The following is a 22,121-nucleotide window of genomic DNA, read 5'->3' as shown; positions in this document are numbered from 1 at the left end:
TTCTCGGACCCGATTTTCAGAGGATCTGACCTATGTCCTACTTGGCTCTCGAGCGGCTGACCAAAGCCTACGGTGGAGTGTTGGCCGTCGAGGCACTCGATCTGACGGTTGCGAGGGGCGAGTTCATCTCGCTCCTCGGGCCGTCCGGCTGCGGTAAGACCACCACCCTGCAGATGATCGCTGGGTTCGTCGAACCGACCTCAGGTCGTGCAATGCTCGAGGGCACCGATCTCTTCGGCGTTCGGCCCAACAAACGTGGGCTCGGAGTCGTGTTTCAAAGCTATGCTCTGTTCCCGCATGTAACCGTTGCGGAGAACGTGGCGTTCGGCCTTGAGATGCGGGGCGTGCCTCGTGCCGAGCGCGAGCAGCGCGTTAAGCAAACTCTTGATCTCGTCGGCCTGTCCGGACTGGCTGACCGGTATCCGCGCCGGATGTCGGGCGGCCAGCAGCAGCGTGTGGCTCTAGCTCGTGCGTTGGTGATCCAACCGGCGATCCTCCTGTTGGATGAGCCCCTCTCCAACCTCGATGCCAAGCTGCGAGAGGAGATGCAGACTGAGCTTCGAACCATTCAGCGTTCCGTTGGAACCACCACAATCCTGGTGACGCATGATCAGGGTGAGGCCATGGCTTTGTCGGACCGGATCGTGATCATGAACAAGGGACGGGTCGAGCAAATCGCACGGCCTGACGAGGCCTATGCCCGACCGGCCAGCGCCTTCGTCGCAAACTTCCTTGGCAAGACGAATGTCGTCTCGGCAAAAGTGGTGAGCGAGGGCAGCCGGCACATTGTCGATATAGCGGGCTTTCGTCTCCCTGTCCCGGACCGATCCCCCACAGGTCCGGTGACCGTAACCGTTCGTCCAGAGCGGATTACATTTGTTGATGATCCGGCGCTTGGCATCCGAGGCTGTGTTCACTCGCGGGTTTTCCAAGGAACGCACTGGTTATTCCACATCGAAACAGAGCTTGGCGCGCTCATTGTGCTTCGACAGAATGATGGCGCGGCGGTGCCGCTGGAGGGCGAAAATGTTCGTCTAGCATGGGGTGAGAACGATCTCTTGATCGAAGCTCTGGGAGCGTCGTGATGACGACGAACCCAAAGCTTGCTCCTCTGCTCCTCAGCGGTCCGGCCCTTCTCGTTTTCATCGGTCTTGTGCTCGCACCCCTCGTGATGACGGCACTCCTCTCATTCTACGATTGGGGGCAGTACAAAGGAATCGTCGCCGAGTTCACGATCAAGAACTGGCACGAAGTGATCACCGACGAATACTACTACGAAATCTTTGGCCGCACATTACGGATTGCCTTATTCGTCACCGCAATCTCAGTCGTAATCGGCGTGCCCGAGGCCTATATTCTGAACCGGATGTCGCCCCAGTGGCGGGGTGTGTTTCTCCTTGTCGTCATTGGGCCGCTGCTCATATCCGTGGTCGCACGGACTTTGGGGTGGGCGCTTTTGTTCGGTTCGACTGGACTTATCAGCCAAGCATTGTTGACGCTGGGAGCCGTGCGCGAGCCTATCGATCTGATGTTCACTGAATCCGGCGTGGTCATCGCACTCACCCACGTTCTAGTCCCCTTCATGGTTCTGGCGGTGATGGCCGCCCTGCAGCGCCTTAATCCTGACGTGGAAAATGCCGCCATGTCCCTCGGAGCATCTGGGTTCACCGTGTGGCGGCGGGTGATCCTGCCCCAAATCGTCCCTGGAATCCTTTCAGGTTCAGTGATCGTATTCGCACTCGCTGCAAGTGCTTTCGCTACGCCCGCGATCATTGGGGGGCGCCGTTTGAAGGTCGCGGCCACTCTGGCATATGACGAGTTCCTCAACACACTGAACTGGCCACTTGGCGCGGCGATCGCGATGATCCTTCTCGGTGCGCTCGTTGCAATCATTGTCGGATCAAACCGCCTGATCGAACGGCGCTACGCACAGGTGTTCGAATGAGACACAACGGTGCTCTGGCTCTAGCCTTTCATGCGACCTTCGTCACGTTCATTCTCGCGCCAATCGTCGTGGTGTGTGCCGTGGCCTTCACGCCCGAAGGGTACCTGTCGCTGCCGACGAAAGGATTCAGTCTACGGTGGTTTAAAGCGATCTTGAACTATCCGGAGTTCCTCCGCGCCTTCCGGGATAGCCTGTGGCTTGCCGCGCTCTCCTCGACAATAGCGATCGGTCTTGCAGTACCGGCTGCTCTGGCAATCGCCCGCTATCGCTTTCCCGGGCGAGAGGCCATGACGGCATTGTTCCTCTCGCCGTTGATGATTCCTCACGTCGTTCTCGGCATCGCATTCCTACGGTTCTTCTCACAGATTGGCTTGAGCGGCTCATTCCTGGGATTGATCTTGAGCCATATCATCGTCGTCCTGCCCTTTGCCTTACGCTTGGTGCTGGCAGCTTCCTATGGGATTGACCAGCGTATCGAGCATGCCGCCATCTCCCTTGGGGCCAACTCCTTCGTCACCTTCCGCCGTGTGACGCTGCCGCTCATCATGCCCGGCGTCGTGTCAGGATGGGTACTGGCCTTTATCAACTCGTTCGACGAGGTGACCATGACCGTGTTCATCGCCTCGCCCTCAACCACAACGCTGCCAGTCCGGCTGTTCCTTTACATTCAGGACAATATTGATCCACTCGTCACCTCGATCTCCGCATCTCTGATCCTGATGACAGCGGTCCTGATGATCGTGCTCGATCGACTATTCGGCCTCGACCGTCTCTTCCTCGGGAGCGCCAAGAGCTAGAAACATGACACAGAACATCGAAACCCATTTCGAATCAGAAATCGCCGTCATTGGTGGAGGCTTGGTCGGATCGGCTACAGCCTACGGCCTCGCCCGGCGCGGTGCCCGTGTCCTCGTGCTCGACGAGGGTGACATCGCCTATCGGGCCTCCCGCGGAAACTTCGCTCTGGTGTGGGTCCAATCCAAAGGACTTGGTATGCCGGAGTATGCCGCTTGGACCAAAGCTTCGGCCGAGCAGTGGAGCACGTTGGCGAAGTCTCTGCGGGATGAGACGGATATCGACGTAGCTCATCATCAGCCCGGCGGATTCGTACTATGTCTCTCCGAGGCCGAGATGGAGGCTCGCATCAACGCGATGCGCCGCCTGCACAATCAACCTAAAATGGTGCAGTACCCGTACGAGATTTTGGATCATAACGAGACAAAACGGCGCCTACCGGCTATCGGCTCCGATGTTGTAGGCTCAGTGTTCTGCCCACTGGACGGGCACGTCAACTCACTGCGCCTGTTTCGTGCACTCCACACGGCAATGGCGCGGCTAAAGGTTGATTACCGCCCGAATTCCCCCGTTGAATCCATCAGGCCGGATCATGATGGCTTCCTGATTAACGGTCCCTGGGGACAGGCGCGCGTCCAAAAGTTGGTGCTGGCGGCAGGTCTCGACAATGCGCGGCTCGCGCCCATGGTTGGGCTTCACGCCCCCGTGCGACCAAGCAAGGGGCAGGTCATCGTGACCGAAAAGGCCGCGCCTTTCCTGCATCATCCCATGGTGACCGTGCGGCAGACCGATGAGGGCGGCGTCATGATCGGGGACAGCCAAGAGGATCTCGACTTCGATACCGTTGTCACACCGCCGGTCATCTCCCTAATGGCGCAGCGCGCCGTGCGCATGTTCCCGCTGCTCGCAGGGCTCAATGTCGTGCGAACATGGTCAGCTCTGCGCGTCATGAGTCCTGATGGCTTTCCCATTTACGACCAGTCCCAGAGCTGTCCCGGCGCCTTTGTCGTGACCTGCCATTCAGGTGTGACGTTGGCAGCCAATCATACGCTCACTCTCGCCCATCATATTCTCGAGGGAGTGCTTCCTGCATCCCTCGAAGCATTCAGTTCCCGGAGGTTTCATGTTTCGTCGGCTGCCTGACCTTGGCGGTGAGACCGTCAACTTTACGATCGATGGTCGTCCTGCCACTGCTCGGCTGGGCGATACGGTTGCTGCGGCGCTGCTCGCATCCGGTATGGAAAGCTGCCGGACCACCCCTGTCTCGGGAGCGCCACGTGCACCCTATTGCATGATGGGCGTGTGCTTTGAGTGCCTTGTTACAATCAATGGTATCGGTAACCGGCAAGGCTGCCTGATCCCCGTGGCTGAAGGCATGGCGGTCGAAACCCAGAAGGGTGCTCGCGCGATCGCGTCGGAATACTCGGCCAAGGGAGATGCCGCATGAAAACGATCAAGGACGTTGCGTCTTTGTCCGAGTGCTATGATCTTCTCATCATCGGAGCCGGACCCGCCGGAATGGTCGCGGCCGCGACCGGCGCCGAGCAGGGACTCTCGACGCTGCTCATCGATGAGAACCCTGCGCCGGGTGGCCAGATCTATCGTGGCATCACGACGACTCCCGTAGCGGCAAAGGAGACGCTCGGCGCTGATTACTGGCGAGGAACCGATCTCGTGCATGCGCTCACGGCCAGTGATGCCGTATATGCTCCCGAAACAACGGTGTGGAGCGTTGGTCCGGCAGCCGAGGGCACGAGTGATCCTGGTCGTATGGAGGTGGGTGTCTCCGTGGGCGGAGCGGCCCGTCTCATTCAGGCGCGACAGGTCATCGCCGCAACAGGAGCGCTGGAACGCCCATTTCCCATTCCGGGCTGGACCTTGCCGGGGGTGATGACCGCCGGCGGTGCTCAGATTGCCTTAAAGACGTCGGGTCTTGTGCCGGACGGCAGGGTCGTCGTGGCTGGATCCGGGCCGCTCCTGTATCTTCTAACAGCCCAGTTGCGAGCGGCTGGTGCGACGATCTCCGTGATGCTCGACACGACCCCGCTTGAAAACTGGGGACGCGCGATCAGACACGCATCGGACTTCCTGCGTTCGCCGTACCTTGGCAAGGGGCTCAAGCTTCTCCTTGGGGCAGAGCGAGGCATGCGGATCGTGCGCGGTGTCACCGCGATCTCGGCCAATGGCGACAGCCAGGTCAAGAGTGTGCGCTTCCGCCATGGGTCGAAGGAGGAAGAGCTTCCTTGTGACGTCCTGCTGCTCCATCAGGGAGTGGTTCCCAATATCAATCTTGCGAATGCGGTCGGTTGCGCTCTCGACTGGGACGAGGATCAACTCACGTGGGTACCACAAACCGACGATTGGTATGAGACATCCGTAAAGGGATTCGCAATTGCGGGTGATGGAGCGGGTATTGGTGGTGCCGAGAGTGCTGCGCTCCGCGGACGTATTGCCGCGCTTGGCGCCGGGCATCGCCTTGGACGACTTTCGGCCAACGACCGCGACCAGAGGGCTGCACCAGTCCGGGCTGAGCTAATGCGCGCCAGCCGAGGACGGCGGTTCCTTGACGTGCTCTACCGACCGGCCAAGGCATTCCGTATTCCAAAAGCCGATGACACGATCGTCTGTCGGTGCGAGGAGGTGACAGCCGGAAAGCTGCGTGAAACCGTGGCGTTGGGCGTGACTGGTCCCAACCAGATGAAGTCATTTCTTCGTTGTGGGATGGGGCCGTGTCAGGGTCGGCTTTGTGGGCTAACGGTGACCGAGCTGATCGCCGATGCGCGGGGTGTCCCACCCACTGAGGTCGGCGGGTATCGCCTTCGCCCGCCGATCAAGCCGATTACCCTAGGTGAATTGGCTGCCTTGCCAAAGACACCAGCCGCCATCAAGGCAGTCGAGCGGTGAGCAGTGTGTTCGGGGGAGGGGCTCCTGATGTCATTGTTATTGGGGCGGGCATTCACGGATGCTCGACAGCCCTGCATTGTGCTAAGCGTGGGCTAAAAGTCGTTGTCATTGAGAAGGACCACGCCGGGCGTCACTCCTCGGGTGTAAATGCCGGAGGCGTACGCCAGCTGGCCCGGCACGTGGCCGAGATTCCGCTCTCAGCTTACTCCATGGAGCTTTGGCACCGCATCGAGGATCTTGTTGACGACGATTGCGGTTTCACGTCGGATGGGCAAGTCCTCGTGGCTGAAGATGAAGCCGAGTATGACAGTTTTCGAGCCCGCGTGGCCGAACTGAACAGCCTTGGCTTTTCCCATGAGGAGCTGATCGACGCGCGAGAGCTTCGCCGCCTGGTTCCGGCTGTTGCGGAAAGTTGTCCCGGTGGAATCGTATCCCGCCGCGATGGTGCGGCGCTCCCATTCAAAACGACACAGGCTTTCCGACGCAAAGCTGAGATCTTAGGAGTGCGCTTCTGCGAGGGCGTCCGTGTGACTGGAATCCAGGCTGAAGGCTCCTCTTGGATGGTGAGCACAGATGCCGGAGCCATCCGTGCCGCCAACGTCGTCAACGCAGCCGGAGCATGGGCCGACCGCACTGCGGCCGACCTGGGTGAGCCCGTGCCGCTCGAGGTCATCGCGCCGATGCTCATGATCACAGCAAGAGTGGAGCACTTCATCAAACCGGTGGTGATCTTGCGCAGCCGTAAGTTGTCGTTCAAGCAGTTCTCGAATGGCACAGTCCTGATCGGCGGCGGTTATCTTGGACGAGCCCTACGGGACCAGAACATCACAGTTCTTGACTGGGCGAAGCTCGCCGAGAATGCCAAAACGGTCTGGGATCTCTTTCCGATTATGCGCGGCGCGGCGATCGTGCGTGCCTGGGCGGGAATCGAAGGTCGCATGCCGGACGATCTTCCAGTCTTCGGGAAGAGCCGCATCCATAAAGGCATCTTTCATCAGTTCGGCTTCTCGGCTCACGGTTTCCAGCTAGGGCCCGGAGCCGGAGCAGTGATGGCCGAACTGATTGCCACCGGCAACACCAATACGCCGATTAACGGCTTGGGCATTGAGCGTTTCACTGCCTGATTTTCTTTCAACCCAGGAGAGGACAACATGACGATTCAGAGAAATATCCGCACGCCGATCATGCATCGTGCCGTCGAGGCAAACGGCTTCGTCTATGTCGGGGGTACGATCGCCGATGACACCAGCGTTTCGATGGGTGAGCAGACCCGCAACATCCTTGAAAAGATCGCCGGTTACCTGAAGGAAGCTGGCACGGATTCGACGAAGGTCGTGTCAGCATCGATCTTTGTCACTGACTTGTCGAAGAAGAAGGAAATGGACACAGTCTGGACTGAGTTCTTCGGCGACAATCTGCCGGCGCGCGCCACGGTCGGCGTTTCGGATCTGGGCGGCGGCGCCTTGATCGAGGTGGTCGTCACCGCCGTCAAAGGCTGAGCCGGGGGGCTAAACGAGGTGAGCTCGGTGGGATAACCGTGGCGGCCTCGCATAAGGGTCCTGCAGTCGGAACCGCCGCCCCCGTCTCCTTGCCTAAACTGACGCTCCCGGCCGCCTTAGATCGGTGCAGGATCCGTCGGTAACGGAAACCATGATTAGGCAGGCGCTTGGCCTTTTAAGCCTTCGAGCGCCTGCTTGCGACTTCCTCCGCAAGACGCTCTCTAAGTAGAGGAGAGTGACCCAGTGGCGATGCAGAGACGAAAGCGAGCTGCGCACACCGCAACGACGGACCTATAGACAGAACAGGCGTCGAGCGAGATGCCGAACGGCTGGCCCATTCCTAGCTCTGGGGAGTCACGTCGGTCTTAAACCACTTCATCGATAAGGTTTTGACTGTACCATCCTTAACGGCTGCCTGTATGGCCTCGTCGAACATCTTCTTAAGATCGGTCTCGTCCTTTCGCAGGCCCACAGCAATGCCGGCTCCGAGCACGCCGCCGGTGAGGGAGGGGCCAACGATCGAATAATCTTTGAACTCTGGCTTCTCGAGCGTGCCCATGATCTGGCCAACGCCGGCAAAGACCGCATCGATGCGACCAGCGGAGAGGTCGAGGTCATGCTGCTCGGTGGTCTTGTACTCGCGGATCTCCGCCACGTCCTTCAGGTACTTATCCGCGAAATTGGCTTGGATGGTTGAAACCTGCACTCCAACACTCGTGCCCTTCAGGAGAGGCTTAACATCGTTGATCGCCTTCTCGGCAGCAGCCTGCTGGGTTGCAAAGTTGAAGGTCTGGCCTGTGCCCGGCATCTTGGCCAGAGGTGAGTTTTTCGCCGCTAGGAAGGCGCTCGGAGTGTGGGCGTAGGGAATGGTGAAGTCGATGACCTTCTTGCGCTCGTCTGTGATAGTCATGCTCGCCATGATAGCGTCGTACTTCTTGGCATTGAGCGCCGGGATGATGCCGTCCCAGTCCTGGGCCACGATCTCGCACTTCACCTTCATGCGGCCGCACAGGTCGTTGGCCAGGTCGATCTCGAACCCTTCGAGCTTACCGCCCGCGCCGGTGAAGTTCCACGGTGCATAGGCGCCCTCGGTGGCGATCCTGACCGTCTTCTGCTGGGCGGCCGCGCCACCAAGAGTGAGCATCGCAGAGAGGAGGGAAAGGCTAGCTAGTTTGATGAGCCTCATTGCTATTCTCCCAGTGCAAGCAAGTTACAAGCCCACACAAGATGGCTTTGTGACAATTTCGATGACGAGGTCAACCAGTCTAGCTGCTAGGGACGAACTCAACGATAACATGCCACTGGCTGCTCCCCAAATCCCAGTAAGAGGCACTAAACGCGCTTACTCCCATATGACTAACCGGCTTGAATGCCGTAAGCTGATTCATGTTTCAGTCCGAGGAGGTAGTGAGCGGGGTCGTCCGGCGGCTGACGAACTGAGCATCGAGCAGCAGAAACGGCAGCCCACCGAAGTGATCGCCATGCAGGTCCGAGATCAGCACCGTCCGGATAGTGTTCGGATCAACCCCAAACCGCCGCATGGCGATCAGCGACGAGGCACCACAATCCACCAGGAAACTGGCTGAGCCTGCTGAGACATGAAAGCAGGTGTGAAAGCGCCCGTCCGAGCCGAACGCGTCACTGCACCCAAGAACCTGCAGCCGCATCGCGATCACCTCATCCGCATCTCGAGATAGGACACCAACGCCTCGAGCCAACGCAGTTGCCCCATCTGCACCGCAGCCATGAACCTACGCGGCTGCCCCGACAGGAGCCAGGGGAAACCAACATCCTGTCATAGAAGACGATCTCTCCCTCCAAGCTATGGACTGGAGGCCCTGAGCTCGTCCAAGCGCACGACCTGTCTGCGTACGGGTTCCCCGTTGTCACTCCGCAAGGAGAGAGTGACCGTTCGTTCCCACCAATCCACATCGATCGTGCCGAAGTTCGGGGCACCATAGACCGCGCCGAGCCGGTTGGGTCCGGCCTCCCGGTTGCCGGGGAAGACCTGGTTGAGGCCGCTCGAGGTGATCTCGACGAGGGGGTAAGGCGCGGCGGTGGTCTCGCGGTACAGCCCGCCCACGTGGCGATCCCCTGACAGCAGGATCACTCCACCTGCGGCAGTTGAGCGAATGAGGTCGTAGAGGCGTTGCCGCTCGCGGGGAAGGTTGCCCCAGCGCTCCCAGCCATGCCCCTCGGCCACCACCTGAATGGACGACACGATGAGGCGCACATCAGCGGGTTCCCGAAGCCGATCCTCCAGCCAGGACCACTGCGCTTCGCCCAGCATCGTCTTGCTCTGATCGTCGTCCGGCAGATAGCGCTCGCGACCGGCGGCATTGCGCTGATCCGTTGGCTTGAGCGGAGAGCGGAAGAAGCGGGTGTCGAGCAGGATCACCTGCACCCGCTGCCCGTCAGGGCCGAAGGTCTGACTGTGGTAGATCCCCTCCCGCCGGTGACGCACATCTGCCGGCGGCACGTTCCAGAACTGCAGAAAGAGCTTCTGTGCCTCGTGGCGGCCAGCGAACTCGGCCCCCGCATCATTCTTGCCGTAGTCGTGGTCATCCCAGGTGGCGAGATGCGGGATGGTGCTCCTGAGCCGCGCCATGCCTGGCATCCGGCCAGCCTGGGCATACGACTCCTGAAGGCTTTGGAGGAGCTCCGCATCCGGCACATTGCGCCCCTGGCGCACATCGCCATAGACGTTGTCGCCTGCGAACAGGAAGAGCTGGGGCCGATACATCAGGATGGCATCCCAGATCGGCTGCGGCTTCTCCTCGTCGGCACAGGAGCCGAAGGCAATCCGCAGGAGAGGGGAGGGCACATCCTGAGCATGAAGAGGGTCAGGCAGTAGCAAGCTGAACAAGATCGCGAGAATGAGAAGCGGCATATCGGATCCCTCGAGCCAGGAGACTTTCTCTGAGTTGCATGGCCGGGTTGTGACAGGCGAACATCTGTCGAGTTGGCCATCGATGTCGCTCTTGGTGACGTCATGATCTAGGCTGCTATTTGGCTGATGCAAAAGCCCGTGACGAGCGCCAAAGGGTAGGATTTGCAGGGACAGGCTTCGGCCGCGCGCCGGGCCAAGTGCCTCTGGTGCTGCAGCCGACACCGAATTAGCATCCCACCCCGTGCCCCTTCAGGACCAGCCGCCCTACGGTGAGTTCGTCCTTGCAAAACTCCTCAGAAAGCGAGGCTCATGTCGACTTCACCCGCTGTTGCGCTTACCCAGGCGCTGATCCGCCAGAACACCGTCAACCCTCCCGGCAATGAGGCTCAGTGTGCAGCCCTTGTGGCCAAGCGACTGGAAGAGAGCGGGTTCACCGTCACGGCAATTCCGTTCGGGGAGGGACGCACAAACCTGATCGCGCGCATCGGCGGCCGGGATGCCTTGCCGATTGCGTTTACCGGCCATCTGGACACGGTGCCGCTTGGTCTGCAGCCATGGACGGTCGACCCGTTTGGCGGCGATATCGACGGTGACCGGGTGTTTGGCCGCGGCTCCAGCGACATGAAGGGCGGCGTTGCTGCCTTTGTCGAGGCCTGCATCGCCCACCATGCGGCGCTGGAAAAGGGCCCGGGCGCGGTGCTGATCATCACCGCCGGTGAGGAGACCGGTTCGGAAGGAGCCTACCATTTGTGCCGACAGGCGGGGCTCCCGGACGCTGCCGGTGCCCTGATTGTCGCCGAGCCAACATCGAATACCCCGCTCATCGGTCATAAAGGAGCCCTGTGGCTGAAAGCCGTCGCAGGGGGCGTGACCGCGCATGGCTCCATGCCGGAGAAGGGGGACAATGCCGTCATCAAAGCAGCGCATGCGGTCGTGAGGCTGACGGACTTTGACTTCAACGTGCAGCGGCACGCAGTATTGGGCGGGCCGACGTTAAACATCGGCACCTTCCATGGTGGCTTGAACACCAACTCGGTTCCCGACCGTGCCGAAGTGAGCCTCGATATCCGCACTGTGCCGGGCCAGGCACATGCCTCCGTGCGTGAGATGGTTGGGCGCTTTCTGGGCAACGAGATGGAGATCTCGCCGATCATCGACGTGCCGGCTGTCTGGACTGATCCCAGCAACCCGTGGATCCGGCGGGTCTTCGAGATCATGACGCCGCTCCTGGGAGCGGCGCCCGTGCCGCAGGGGGCGACCTACTTCACCGACGCGTCGGCGCTGACCCCGGCCATGGGCAACCTGCCAACCGTCATCCTTGGCCCAGGAGAGGCGGCCATGGCGCACCAGACGGATGAGTACTGCCTCATCTGGCGCATCGACCAGGCCGTGGAGGCCTATGGCCGGATTATTGAGGATTGGTGCCAATGACCGGATGTCCCACCGCCCTTGAAGCCGCGCGACGCATCGCTAGTGGCAACCTCACCAGTGAGGCCCTGGTCCGCGCCTGCCTGGACCGCATCGGCGAACGCGAGCCTCAGGTGCAGGCATGGCAGCATCTTGAGCAGCATCTTGACATGGATGCTGCCCTGAAGATGGCCCGGTACCTGGATCAGTTTGGCTCCGGTCCCCTGAAGGGCATCCCCATCGGAGTCAAGGACATCATTGACACGGCGGACATGCCTACCAGGTACGGCTCGCCGCTCTATGAGACATTCCGGCCGCCGCGCGATGCAGCCTGCGTGGCCTTGGCGCGGCGCGCGGGTGCGCTGATCCTCGGCAAGACTGTAACCACCGAGTTCGCCTACTTCCAGGCGGGCAAGACCCGCAATCCGCACGATCCGAACCGGACCCCTGGCGGCTCCTCCTCGGGCTCGGCGGCCGCGGTGGCCAGTGGCATGGTGCCGTTGGCATTCGGCACGTAGACGGCCGGGTCCATCATCCGCCCGGCCAGCTTCTGCGGCTGCGTGGGCTACAAGCCCACCTTTGGCCTGATCGACCGCTCCGGCGTGCGCCCCTTTGCGGACAGCCTCGACACAGTTGGGTTTTTGCAACCGCCGTCGAGGATGCAGCCTTCTTCGTCTCCGTCATTGCAGGCCGTGCAAACATGCGCATCGACGATGAGGTGTTCCGCCCACGGATTGGCCTGACCCGAACCCATGCATGGGAGGCTGCCGAACCTGCCACAGCTACGGCTCTCGACGAGGCCGCTGCGCGGCTGCGTGCAGCTGGGCTGGGCTGGAGGTCCGCGAGGTTGCCCTTCCCGAGCGGTGGTGCGGCCTGCTAGAGGCATAGAAGACGATCATGGCTTTTGAGGCGGCGCGATCGCATGCGCCGGAGATGCTGACCGCCTCCAACCATCTCAGCGCAAAGCTGCGTGAACTTCTGGAGGCTGGCGCGCTCCTCGCGCCCGAGGACTACGATGCCGCCAAGGCGCTGGTGGCGGAGGCACGCGCCGGCTGCAGCAATGTGCTGGACGGGCTTGATGTGCTGCTTACTCCGAGCGCGCCCGGAGAGGCGCCGCAGGGATTGGGAGCGACCGGAGATCCTGTCTTCAACCGGATGTGGACCGCCTTGGGAGTGCCTTGCGTCTCCGTGCCGGCTTTGACCGGACCCTCGGGGATGCCCATCGGCATCCAGGTGGTTGGCCGCTGGGGCGACGACCGCCGCGCACTAGCTGCTTCAGCGGCCATTGGCCAGCGCCTGTCATGACCGCAACACCCCATGCCCCTCGTCGATCCGTCATCCCCGTTTCGGAGCTCATGCCAAGAACACAATCGTTTCGAGCGACCTGAGCGCCTCAAGTGGCAATTCACCGAGGACCACCATAGCCGCACCGGCCGATAGAGGAGGCACGGAGCAGTTCGTGTCCGCGGCCGGATCGGGTAATCTATGCATCTGGCTGGTGGGCCAACGTCTCAGGAGTTGTTCTATGCCAAAGCTAACCGTGAGCTGGGACGACAACGGGCCTCTGCTGGAAACGGCGGAGGTCGAGAACCCGATCTCTGATCGCCGCTGGAGTGCGCCGATTGGGCAACTGACGGACGACGAGCGGCAGGGACTGCTCTCTGCCGCGCAAGCCCTGGCGCAGCAGATTGCGGACCTCGCAGCCGAGGACACCTTCTTCAGCAATCCCCGCTAATTCCTAGACCCTGAAGAAGGCGGCGCGTTCGTGGGATCCTTTGGCCAAGGACTTCGGATCAGGCTCGGGACTTGCCTCTCCGGGCTCACTTCAAGAGCCTCAGACTGCGGACTACGCGGGACTTCGATAGCACCTACAGTATCGATCCAATCAAAACGTGGGCGGAGCGAACGAGAGGCGAAAGGTCTGGAAATGGAATGGCGTTCAAGCTTTCTGCGACAATCTCTTCTGGCGTGGGCAGAGACGGTTCAGCCGGTTCCGGGGGCAGAGGCATTGGTGCCGCCAATGGAAAACTCGACACGGCAGGCTCGGGCGGCAGTGGCATCGTAGCCTCTGCTGACACCTCTGGCAGGATAGATGTGAGTGTCTCCGGGGGCGGTGGCGAGTCAATAGCTCGCTGTGTTGAGGGGAATGTCGGCTTTGCGGGTTCCGGGGGCGGCGGAAGCGCTACAGCCGTAGGAGGGCCGCGCAAGACTAAGGTCTCCTTCGTTTGTTGGGATACCTATCGAGAGCCTCGCGCTTTTCTTTAGGGTAGGTCGCTCGGTTGTAGATGCTGGACACACCAGCTTTATGCCCGGAAATGTGGTTCAGGATTGCCTCGACCAGGTGGGGGAGGATGCCAAGGTCACCGAGGCGTGTAACTGCGGTACACGGCAAATCATGGAACTGCCATCGGCGCATCACTGCCCGTGTCTTCGCGATCTAGGCATCCAGTCAAGCCTTTGCCTCCGACCACCCGCTGAAGCCGCCTTGTCCCTTGCTAAAGACGAACCCGCGTCCTGCCCGACGTGAAATGCATCGCGGGATCTCTAGGGCCGCGTCACTTGGTGCCTGATCACCCGGAAGAGCGAAAACTGTGCTTTGATGCTGGCTGGAGGATATAACCTGTGATGGAAGCCGCTGTGGAGGCCGCTTGGGCTGCAGCCTAGCACCAGCAGAGAGGGTATGGCGTCTCACAGCAGGGCACTGTCTGGGGTAACACAGGGGTAACAGAAGAGCCCTGTTATGCAGGGTTATGGCTTGAGCATAACTCAGGCGAACATAAACGCCAAATTTCTTCTTTATCAGTAGCTTAGGCAGTCACGAATGGTCGAGTTTGTTACGCTCTTTTAGCCGTCTGCACCAGATTGTGGATCTGGGGGTCCCCCGTTCGAGCCGGGGCGGCTGTACCATTTACAGGGCAAGGGTTTGAACCCTACTTCCCCCTCACAGCCTCCCAAACGTGCATCTGACCAAGCGGGCGACATTGGCTCACCGAGGGGCTGGCTTTAAGGGCCGGCGCTTCCCTGAGCCTATGGCATTTTGCCCGATCGGGGGCGCTCGTCGCCGGGCATGACACATGGCATAACGCCGCCGCAATTTCTTTAGGCTCAAGGTCCATGATTCGCGTCGAGAACGTCAGCAAGCAGAACAGCCACCGGATCCTCTTCATCGAGGCCTCCGCGACCCTCCAGAGAGGAGAGAAAGTCGGTCTGGTCGGCCCCAACGGTGCGGGAAAGACGACTCTCTTCCGAATGATCACCAGGGAGGAGCAGCCTGACGAAGGTCAGGTTGCCGTCGATCGGGGCATCACGGTGGGCTACTTCAGCCAGGATGTAGGCGAAATGGCGGGGCGCAGCGCCGTGGCCGAGGTGATGGACGGAGCAGGACCTGTGAGCGAGGTGGCGGCCGAGTTGAAGGACTTGGAGGCCGCGATGGTGGATCCGGACCGGGCGGACGATCTCGAAGCTATCCTGGAGCGTTATGGGGAGGTGCAGGCCCGCTACGAGGAGCTGGACGGTTATTCCCTCGAGGGCCGGGCGCGCGAGGTTCTGGCCGGACTGGGCTTCAGCCAGGAAATGATGGACGGCGATGTCGGAGGTCTGTCCGGCGGCTGGAAGATGCGCGTTGCCCTGGGGCGCATCCTGCTGATGCGCCCGGACGTCATGCTCCTGGACGAGCCGAGCAACCATCTCGATCTCGAGAGCCTCATCTGGTTGGAGGAGTTCCTGAAAGGATATGACGGCGCGTTGCTCATGACGTCGCACGACCGCGCGTTCATGAACCGCATCGTCAACAAGATCATAGAGATCGACGGCGGGACGCTGACGACCTATTCGGGCGATTACGAATTCTACGAGCAGCAGCGCGCGCTGAACGAAAAGCAACAGCAGGCTCAGTTCGAGCGGCAGCAGGCGATGCTCGCCAAGGAGATCAAGTTCATCGAGCGCTTCAAGGCGCGCGCCTCCCACGCCGCACAGGTGCAGAGCCGGGTCAAGAAGCTGGAGAAGATCGACCGGGTGGAGCCTCCCAAGCGCCGGCAGGCCATCGCATTCGATTTCCAACCGGCGCCGCGCTCAGGGGAGGATGTGGTCAGCCTGAAGAATGTTCACAAACGCTATGGCCGCCGGACCATCTACGAAGGACTGGACTTCGGAGTCCGCCGGAAAGAGCGCTGGTGCGTCATGGGCGTCAACGGCGCCGGCAAGTCGACGCTGCTGAAGCTGGTAGCGGGCGCAACCTCGCCCGATGAAGGAACGGTCGCGGTCGGCGGCAGCGTGAAGATGGGGTACTTCGCCCAGCACGCCATGGAGGTGCTGGACGGCGACCGCACGGTGTTCGAATTTCTGGAGGACTCGTTCCCGCAGGCGGGGCAGGGCTCGCTACGCGCGCTTGCCGGATGCTTCGGCTTCTCGGGCGACGATGCTGAGAAGAAATGCCGCGTGCTCTCGGGGGGTGAGAAAGCCAGGCTGGTGATGGCCAAGATGCTCTACGACCCACCGAACTTCCTGGTGCTCGACGAGCCCACGAACCATTTGGACATGGCCACGAAGGAGATGCTGATCGACGCGCTGTCGCGCTACGAGGGCACCATGCTCTTCGTCTCCCACGATCGCCATTTCCTCGCAGCTTTATCCAACCGGCTTCTTGAGCTCACGCCGGAGGGCATCCACCAGTACGGCGGCGGCTATACGGAGTATGTGGCCCGCACCGGGCAGGAGGCTCCGGGTTTGCGGAATTGATCGCGGCTTCGTTTGGGCAGGTCTTTCATCAGCGGAAATTTCGGGCTGCTATCCGCAGTACGCAGGCGTTGTCGTGCTCGGGAGTGCATGCGGGAGGCGAATGTGCCGATTCCTCGACCCCTCTGCGGAGCATCTCGCGCGTCCCGGCTTTAGCTTCATCGCGGCGCCCATGGCGCATGCGTAGGGGCTGGTCCCGCTCCCCGACGCTGCGCAGAAGATCCGACAGGTCGATGAAGTGTTCCGCAATGAGGTGAACCACCTCTCCTTCACGCTGGAGTCTTCCCCTACAGCCGATCAGGCCCGACGACAGGATCAGCCGCCGCTGCTTCTCGAACAGGGTGGACCAGATCACGATATTGGCCACGTCGGTCTCGTCCTCGACCGTCATGAACGTCACACCCTTGGCGGAGCCAGGCTTCTGCCGCACAAGGATGAGGCCTGCCACCGTGATGCGGCGTCCATCCCTGACGTGCCGCAGGTCAGAGCAGGAAATCATGCGTCGCTCTGTGAACTCCCGTCGCAGGAAGGCGAGGGGATGCTGGCGCAGGGTCAGGCCTTTCGACCGATAATCCTCCACCACCTCGCGTCCCTCGGTCATGGGCGTGAGCTGAACCGCAGGTTCAACCGTATCGGGCTGGATCGTGCGCTCTCTCTCGTCTGCTGCAGCAAACAGCGGCATCGCTTCGTCCGACAATCCTCGAATCGTCCAGAGAGCATCGCGGCGGTTCACGCCAAGCGAACCATAGGCGTCAGCATCGGCCAGGCGTTCGAGAGCAGAAACAGGGATTTCGGTCCGGCGCCACAGATCCTCGATCGATGAGAAGGGCCGCTCGGCGCAAGCAATCGGGATCAAGGCTCCATCGGCATTGGCAAGACCATGGACCATGCGGAATCCGAGGCGAACTGCAAAGCGTTGACTGTTTCCTGTCGGCTCCAGCGTGCAATCCCATCGAGAATGATTGATGTCGAGGGGCCGAACTTCAACGCCGTGCTCCGGCGCATCCCGCACGAGTTGCGCCGGAGCATAGAAGCCCATGGGCTGGGAGTTGAGGATGGCGCAGCAGAACACGTCCGGATGGTGACGCTTCATCCAGCAGGAGGCATAGGCGATCTTGGCGAAGCTCGCCGCGTGGCTTTCCGGAAAACCATAAGAGCCGAAGCCCTCGAGCTGCTTGAAGGTGCGCTCGGCAAAGGTTTCGTCATAGCCGCGGCTCTTCATGCCCTCGATGAGCTTGTGCCGAAACTTCGAGACGCCAGCGGTGAACTTGAAGGTCGCCATGGCGCGCCGAAGCTGGTCGGCTTCAGAGGGCGTGAAGCCGGCGCACTCGATAGCCACCCTCATCGCCTGCTCCTGGAAGAGCGGCACGCCGAGCGTCTTCTCCAGAACGCGTTTCAGCTCGGGCCTCGGGTATTCCGGTGCCTCGCGGCTTTCGCGGCGGCGTAAGTAAGGGTGCACCATGTCGCCTTGGATCGGGCCTGGTCTCACAATGGTGACCTGAATGACGATGTCGTAAAAGGTCTTCGGCTTCAGGCGCGGCAGCATCGCCATCTGGGCTCTGCTCTCGATCTGGAATACGCCGACCGTGTCGGCCCGCTGGATCATCGCGTAGGTTTTCTCGTCCTCGGCTGGAATCGTGGCAATGTCCCGGACCTCGCCCTTGTGCTCGCGCAGGAGATCGAAGGCGCGACGCATGCAGCCGAGCATGCCGAGGCCCAGCACGTCGACCTTCATGAATTTCAGTGTGTCGATGTCGTTTTTGTCCCACTCGATCACCTGGCGGTTTTCCATGGCGGCAGGCTCGATGGGGACGAGATCGTCAAGGCGATCCTGGGTCAGCACAAATCCACCCGGATGCTGCGAGAGATGGCGCGGCGCGCCGATCAGTTCACTCGCCAGATCTAACGTCATTCGAAGGCGCGGATCATCGAGATTCAGGTTGAGTTCCCTAGCGTCCTTGTCGGTCACGCCGTCATTGCCCCATCCCCAGACGAGACCGGCCAGGGAGGACGTCACGTCTTCCGGCACGCCAAGCACCTTGCCCACCTCGCGCACGGCGCCGCGAGCGCGATAGCAGCTCACCACGGCAGTCAGCGCCGCACGGTGTCGGCCATAGGTGTCGTAGATCCACTGGATCACCTCCTCACGGCGCTCGTGCTCGAAATCCACATCGATGTCTGGCGGCTCGCGCCGCTCTTGGGAGACGAAGCGCTCGAACAGGAGATCATGCTCGGTGGGATTGATCGACGTAATGCCGAGCACGAAGCACACAGCGGAGTTCGCTGCAGAGCCGCGTCCCTGGCACAGGATGCCGCGCGACTTGGCAAAGCTCACGATGGCATGAACGGTCAGGAAGTAGGGGGCATAACCCAGTTCCTCGATCAGGTGCAGTTCGTGGCGGCAGGTCGCCGCCACCACATCAGGAACGCCGTCCGGGTAACGGTGTCCGGCTCCTTCCCAGGTCAGCCGTTCGAGTTTCTCTTGAGCGGTCTCGCTGAATTCCGTTTCGGATGGATATTGATAGCACAGCTCATCGAGGGAGAAGGCGCAGCGATCAAGGACTTCCCGGCCGCGGCGAACGGCTTCCGGATGGCGCTCGAACAAGCGCGCCATCTCTGCCGGATCCTTGAGATAACGGTCGGCATGACGTTCCAGCCGATAGCCGGCCTCATCAATGGTGCAGCCTTGTCGGATGCACGCAACCACATCCTGCAAACGCCTGCGGGCGGGGTGGTGATAGAGAACGTCACCGATGGCAATCGTCGGCACGTTGGTGGCCTGAGCCAAATGCTCCACATGATAGAGACGCAGATGCTCATTAGGAGCAAAGCGCCGGATCAAAGCCATGTAGGCCCGGTTGCCGAACGTGCTCTTGAGGCGAGCGAGGTTTGTCCTGAGGGCGTCATCTGGCTCATCGCTAAGAAGGATGGCAAGCATGCCTTCGTTCCAAGCGATAACGTCCTCCCATACGAGAAGGCATTTACCCTTGCCGCCGCGGCTCTTGCCGATGCTCAAAAGGCGACACAGGCGCGAATAAGCGGCGCGATCCGTCGGGTAGAGCATCGGACGAGAAGTCAGATCCGATGAGGTCTGCATCTCAGCCATCCTGGAGCCATGCCGAAGCCGCCGGTGGCGCGTCCACTTAACGGTCCGATGCTCTAGACGAGAAGAGACGTCCCATCGATGAGATCAAGCCGGCAGCCGACGACAAGGCGAACACCCGACTCCTTCGAGGCCTCATAGGCGCGTACGATACCGGCCAGCGAATTGCTGTCCGTAATGCCAAGCGCTGTGATCCCGAGAAGTTTCGCCTGTTCGAACAGCTCGGCTGGACTCGATGCTCCGCGCAGGAATGAAAAGTGGGTCGTGACCTAGAGTTCGGCATACATCAGGAAAAGAGCCCATGCATCCACCAGCGCCCACCTTCATCGGTGGGGGCGTCGCGGAAGATCCAGAAGCGGCCGCCTTGCTCCGTCTCCACGCGATAGTAGTCGCGAGCCGCCGAGCCCTTGTCGCCGTTCCACCATTCCGGCGCGATGCGCTCCGGCCCATCGGCCCTGGCGACCTTGTGCCGAACCTTGCGCCAGACGAAGAAGGCTGGCGGATGATCCGGCAGGAGGGCGGTTGCTACGACCGGTTCCGGCGGATCGAGGAGGCGGGTAGGACGCGGCAGGGCTTCCGGCCAGACCGATCCCGTAGGCGGCGCAAGAGCCGGGATCTTTCGAGCCATGCGTTCCGGCACGAGACTTTGGACAGGAGCAAAGCGGTAAACCTTTCCCACGCCAATGCGGGCGCCGAGACGATCGACAAGCCGGCCCATATCTGCGTCGGATGAGTCATTCTCCGCGATGCCCCGCGCCTCGGTCTGTGCCTCGGCCATGGGCTCGACCTTGCTGGCGATGAGGACGACCTCCTCAATGCCGAAGCCAGGATCGATGGTCTGCAGCCGCTCATCGAAGAGCTTGGCGAGATGGCTCGCATCCCGTGTGGCTCTGGCGGTGCCAATCCGCAGGTTTGCCCCTTTCTGATCGGTACGTTGGACGATGAAGTCGAGCCGTCGCACGCCTTCGCCTCGTCTCTCCAACTGCCGGCATAAATCCCGGCAAAGGCGGAGGAGAACCTTCTTGAGATCCTCGAGGCGGCCGACAGGTTCCGCGAACACGCAGCTGGTCATGGGAGTCTCCTGAGGGATGAGCGGAGAGATCGGTTCGAAGGCGTGACCCAAGACTTGATCGAGCCGCAACGCCACGTCCCGACCGAAACGGCGGACCATCGGGGCGCGGGGGATGGCTGCGAGCTGTCCGACCCGGTCGATTCCGAGTCGGTGCAGGGCGCTGAGCTTGTCGGCTGCAAGCCTCAAGGCCCGGACAGGAAGGGGCGCAACCACATCCACCATTCGACCCGTCGGCACAATCCCGCCGGATCCGAAGCGTGCTACGGCCCAGGCGGCGCCAGGGGCGTCGGCGACGGCCGCTCTCGCCGCGATGCCTTGGCACGAGAGGCGGTCCGTCAGATCCTGGAGCAGATCCTCTTCGCTGCCGAAGAGATGCGCCACTCCCTCAATATCAATCCAGAGACCATCGGGGGGATCGGGAGCGACCACGGGCGAGTAGCCAATGGCCCAACGGGCCATCTCCCGCAGCGATGCCTCATCCTCGTCCGGCGTCGCATCGACGACATAGAGCTTCGGCGCCAAGGCTTGGGCCTTGGCGAGCGCCATGCCGGAGTGGAGGCCGAGGTCCTGAGCAGCGGCGCAGGCCGCGCGCAGGATGCGTCGCGATCCGACAGTGTGAACGGTCACGAGCGGCTCATCGCGTGGCGGCTCCCCTGACCGCCGCCTGACCCGGTCGGTGGGCCAGGTCGGCAGGTAGAGCGAGACGACCCTTCGCATTGCAGGCCTCCACAATCCAGGTACGGGGTTCGGCGCCACGGCAGCGCAGGAGTTCGGCCTGCCAACGATCGCATCCGAGACCAGGAGCCGGCATTCCCTCGGAGGGTGCGGGGGCAATGCGCCATCGAGTCGTGGCCGCAGTCGGGAGCCTCACCAGATCCTTCTCCGCGACGGTCCACCAACGCCGGATGATCAGGGCGGTCACGCCCGATCCTTCAGCGGCAAGTTGCAGTCGACGCGAGGCTGTAAGGTCGAGACGCGTGACTTCGCCGACAACAGCCGCAAGACCTTTCTCGTGCAATCCTTCCTCGACCAAGGGGAGGATGTCTTGGTCACGCGGGGCTTCGGCATAGATCACCCGGTCCGGATGAAGGCCTGCTCGGGACAATCCGGGGGCAAACAGATCCCGTCGCGTCAGACACCATAGAACAGGACCTTTGAGACGTGCCGCAATGCCGGCGGTAAAGAGGGTAGCGCAGCCGGCAAACTCGGAAGCCACTCCGGCTTTGATCATTTCGTGGAGGACGCCGCGCGCCAAGCCACCGCCCGGGAGATGATCATCAATCTGGGCAATGCCGAACGGCAGAGGGCCTGTCCTGCGCGATCTGCCTTCCAGGCGGGCAATTCGAAGCCGCAAATCGGCAAGCCTGTCTTGTTGCCCGGCATGTTGCATATCCCGTGCCAAATCGGTTTCGCGTTGAGGATGTTCCTATTATGTTCTCGACTTCCGTTAAGTCAATTGGTCGCGGAAGCCTGTGAATTGTGAGGAGAAGAATGTTTCATACCGCGCTTTGCTCTCAGCAGAATGTCAGTCCTCTATGGCATGGCTGGTGAGCGGCAGGTCTTTCGGCCGTGACTCTCCCGCAACAGTCTCCGCAGAGAAAGCCGCGCTCCGGATAGCAACCACATTGTAAACAAAATGGCACTTCAAAGCGCGGCCCTGCATTCCAAAGATCAACCAAACCATTTGTTACTACCGAATGTAAGCCTAAGACATTGACCAAGGGGCATTGCCAGCATGACTACAGCCACGACTCTCGAAACCTTCTTTCTTC

Annotated in this window: 16 protein-coding genes and 4 pseudogenes; 13 read left to right on the top strand and 7 right to left on the bottom strand. The window is 61.3% G+C overall.

Translation table 11 applies throughout. The features are described from left to right. Positions 1-32 precede the first annotated feature (32 nt). The 8 genes from DRB19_RS17370 to DRB19_RS17335 are packed head-to-tail and all read left to right on the top strand — an operon-like array spanning position 33 to position 7,143. Positions 33-1,085, top strand: a complete 1,053-nt coding sequence (locus DRB19_RS17370; RefSeq protein ID WP_114187291.1) for an ABC transporter ATP-binding protein — start codon at positions 33-35, stop codon at positions 1,083-1,085. After that, positions 1,085-1,945, top strand: coding sequence for an ABC transporter permease (locus tag DRB19_RS17365; protein WP_114187290.1), 861 nt, complete (start codon positions 1,085-1,087; stop codon positions 1,943-1,945). Before DRB19_RS17370 ends, DRB19_RS17365 begins: the two co-directional genes overlap by 1 nt. Beyond that, entirely contained in the window at positions 1,942-2,742 is an 801-nt protein-coding gene (locus DRB19_RS17360; protein WP_114187289.1) for an ABC transporter permease, read from the top strand. Before DRB19_RS17365 ends, DRB19_RS17360 begins: the two co-directional genes overlap by 4 nt. 4 nt (positions 2,743-2,746) lie before the next feature. Continuing rightward, a complete protein-coding gene (locus DRB19_RS17355; RefSeq protein WP_114187288.1) occupies positions 2,747-3,883 on the top strand; it encodes an NAD(P)/FAD-dependent oxidoreductase in 1,137 nt (378 codons plus the stop codon). Next, positions 3,864-4,187 (top strand): (2Fe-2S)-binding protein, encoded by a 324-nt coding sequence (locus DRB19_RS17350; RefSeq protein WP_114187287.1) that lies wholly within the window; start codon positions 3,864-3,866, stop codon positions 4,185-4,187. The genes DRB19_RS17355 and DRB19_RS17350 overlap by 20 nt, the downstream gene beginning before the upstream one ends. Beyond that, on the top strand, positions 4,184-5,644 hold the full coding sequence (locus tag DRB19_RS17345; protein ID WP_114187286.1) for an NAD(P)/FAD-dependent oxidoreductase: 1,461 nt from the start codon (positions 4,184-4,186) through the stop codon (positions 5,642-5,644). The genes DRB19_RS17350 and DRB19_RS17345 overlap by 4 nt, the downstream gene beginning before the upstream one ends. Positions 5,645-5,649: 5 nt before the next feature. Continuing rightward, the gene (locus tag DRB19_RS17340; protein ID WP_114187330.1) at positions 5,650-6,768 is read left to right on the top strand and encodes an NAD(P)/FAD-dependent oxidoreductase; all 1,119 of its coding nucleotides are present in this window, start codon (positions 5,650-5,652) and stop codon (positions 6,766-6,768) included. A gap of 27 nt (positions 6,769-6,795) precedes the next feature. Then, entirely contained in the window at positions 6,796-7,143 is a 348-nt protein-coding gene (locus DRB19_RS17335) for a RidA family protein (protein ID WP_114187285.1), read from the top strand. A gap of 340 nt (positions 7,144-7,483) precedes the next feature. Here DRB19_RS17335 and DRB19_RS17330 read toward each other — a convergent pair whose 3' ends face one another. The 3 genes and pseudogenes from DRB19_RS17330 to DRB19_RS17320 all read right to left on the bottom strand — a co-directional run bounded on the left by DRB19_RS17330 (position 7,484) and on the right by DRB19_RS17320 (position 10,033). Further along, positions 7,484-8,329: a lysine/arginine/ornithine ABC transporter substrate-binding protein gene (locus DRB19_RS17330; RefSeq protein ID WP_114187284.1), complete on the bottom strand. Its 846-nt coding sequence runs from the start codon at positions 8,327-8,329 to the stop codon at positions 7,484-7,486. Positions 8,330-8,549: 220 nt separating this feature from the next. Then, a pseudogene (locus DRB19_RS17325) lies at positions 8,550-8,810 on the bottom strand (MBL fold metallo-hydrolase); the annotation flags it as partial. Positions 8,811-8,965: 155 nt separating this feature from the next. Then, on the bottom strand, positions 8,966-10,033 hold the full coding sequence (locus tag DRB19_RS17320) for an alkaline phosphatase D family protein (protein ID WP_114187282.1): 1,068 nt from the start codon (positions 10,031-10,033) through the stop codon (positions 8,966-8,968). A 309-nt stretch (positions 10,034-10,342) separates the two neighbouring features. Between DRB19_RS17320 and DRB19_RS17315 the strand changes: the two genes are divergently transcribed. The 5 genes and pseudogenes from DRB19_RS17315 to DRB19_RS17295 all read left to right on the top strand — a co-directional run bounded on the left by DRB19_RS17315 (position 10,343) and on the right by DRB19_RS17295 (position 16,177). Next, positions 10,343-11,464 carry a M20 family metallopeptidase gene (locus DRB19_RS17315; protein WP_114187281.1) on the top strand — a complete coding sequence of 374 codons (1,122 nt, stop codon included), beginning with the start codon at positions 10,343-10,345 and terminating at the stop codon, positions 11,462-11,464. Next, positions 11,461-12,183 (top strand): annotated as a pseudogene (locus DRB19_RS17310) (amidase). The gene DRB19_RS17315 and the pseudogene DRB19_RS17310 overlap by 4 nt, the downstream one beginning before the upstream one ends. 154 nt (positions 12,184-12,337) lie before the next feature. Further along, on the top strand, positions 12,338-12,745 hold the full coding sequence (locus tag DRB19_RS17305; protein ID WP_114187280.1) for an amidase family protein: 408 nt from the start codon (positions 12,338-12,340) through the stop codon (positions 12,743-12,745). Between the two features lie 220 nt (positions 12,746-12,965). After that, positions 12,966-13,175, top strand: a complete 210-nt coding sequence (locus DRB19_RS17300) for a hypothetical protein (RefSeq protein ID WP_114187279.1) — start codon at positions 12,966-12,968, stop codon at positions 13,173-13,175. 1,379 nt (positions 13,176-14,554) lie between these two features. After that, complete coding sequence (locus DRB19_RS17295; protein WP_114187278.1) at positions 14,555-16,177, top strand: ABC-F family ATP-binding cassette domain-containing protein; 1,623 nt, start codon at positions 14,555-14,557, stop codon at positions 16,175-16,177. Positions 16,178-16,205: 28 nt separating this feature from the next. Here the strand turns inward: DRB19_RS17295 and DRB19_RS17290 are convergent. From DRB19_RS17290 to DRB19_RS17275, 4 genes and pseudogenes are all read right to left on the bottom strand, one after another. After that, positions 16,206-19,232, bottom strand: a pseudogene (locus DRB19_RS17290) (error-prone DNA polymerase); the annotation flags it as partial. A 104-nt stretch (positions 19,233-19,336) separates the two neighbouring features. Next, positions 19,337-19,525, bottom strand: a pseudogene (locus tag DRB19_RS31900) (PHP domain-containing protein); the annotation flags it as partial. 38 nt (positions 19,526-19,563) lie between these two features. Further along, positions 19,564-21,066, bottom strand: a complete 1,503-nt coding sequence (locus DRB19_RS17280; RefSeq protein WP_114187276.1) for a Y-family DNA polymerase — start codon at positions 21,064-21,066, stop codon at positions 19,564-19,566. Then, positions 20,984-21,739: an ImuA family protein gene (locus DRB19_RS17275; RefSeq protein WP_114187275.1), complete on the bottom strand. Its 756-nt coding sequence runs from the start codon at positions 21,737-21,739 to the stop codon at positions 20,984-20,986. Before DRB19_RS17275 ends, DRB19_RS17280 begins: the two co-directional genes overlap by 83 nt. Positions 21,740-22,121: the final 382 nt, after the last annotated feature.

Source organism: Microvirga aerophila (assembly GCF_003332305.1).
In the GTDB taxonomy this organism is placed as follows: Bacteria; Pseudomonadota; Alphaproteobacteria; order Rhizobiales; family Beijerinckiaceae; genus Microvirga; species Microvirga aerophila.
This window is presented reverse-complemented; position numbering and strand designations above follow the sequence as displayed.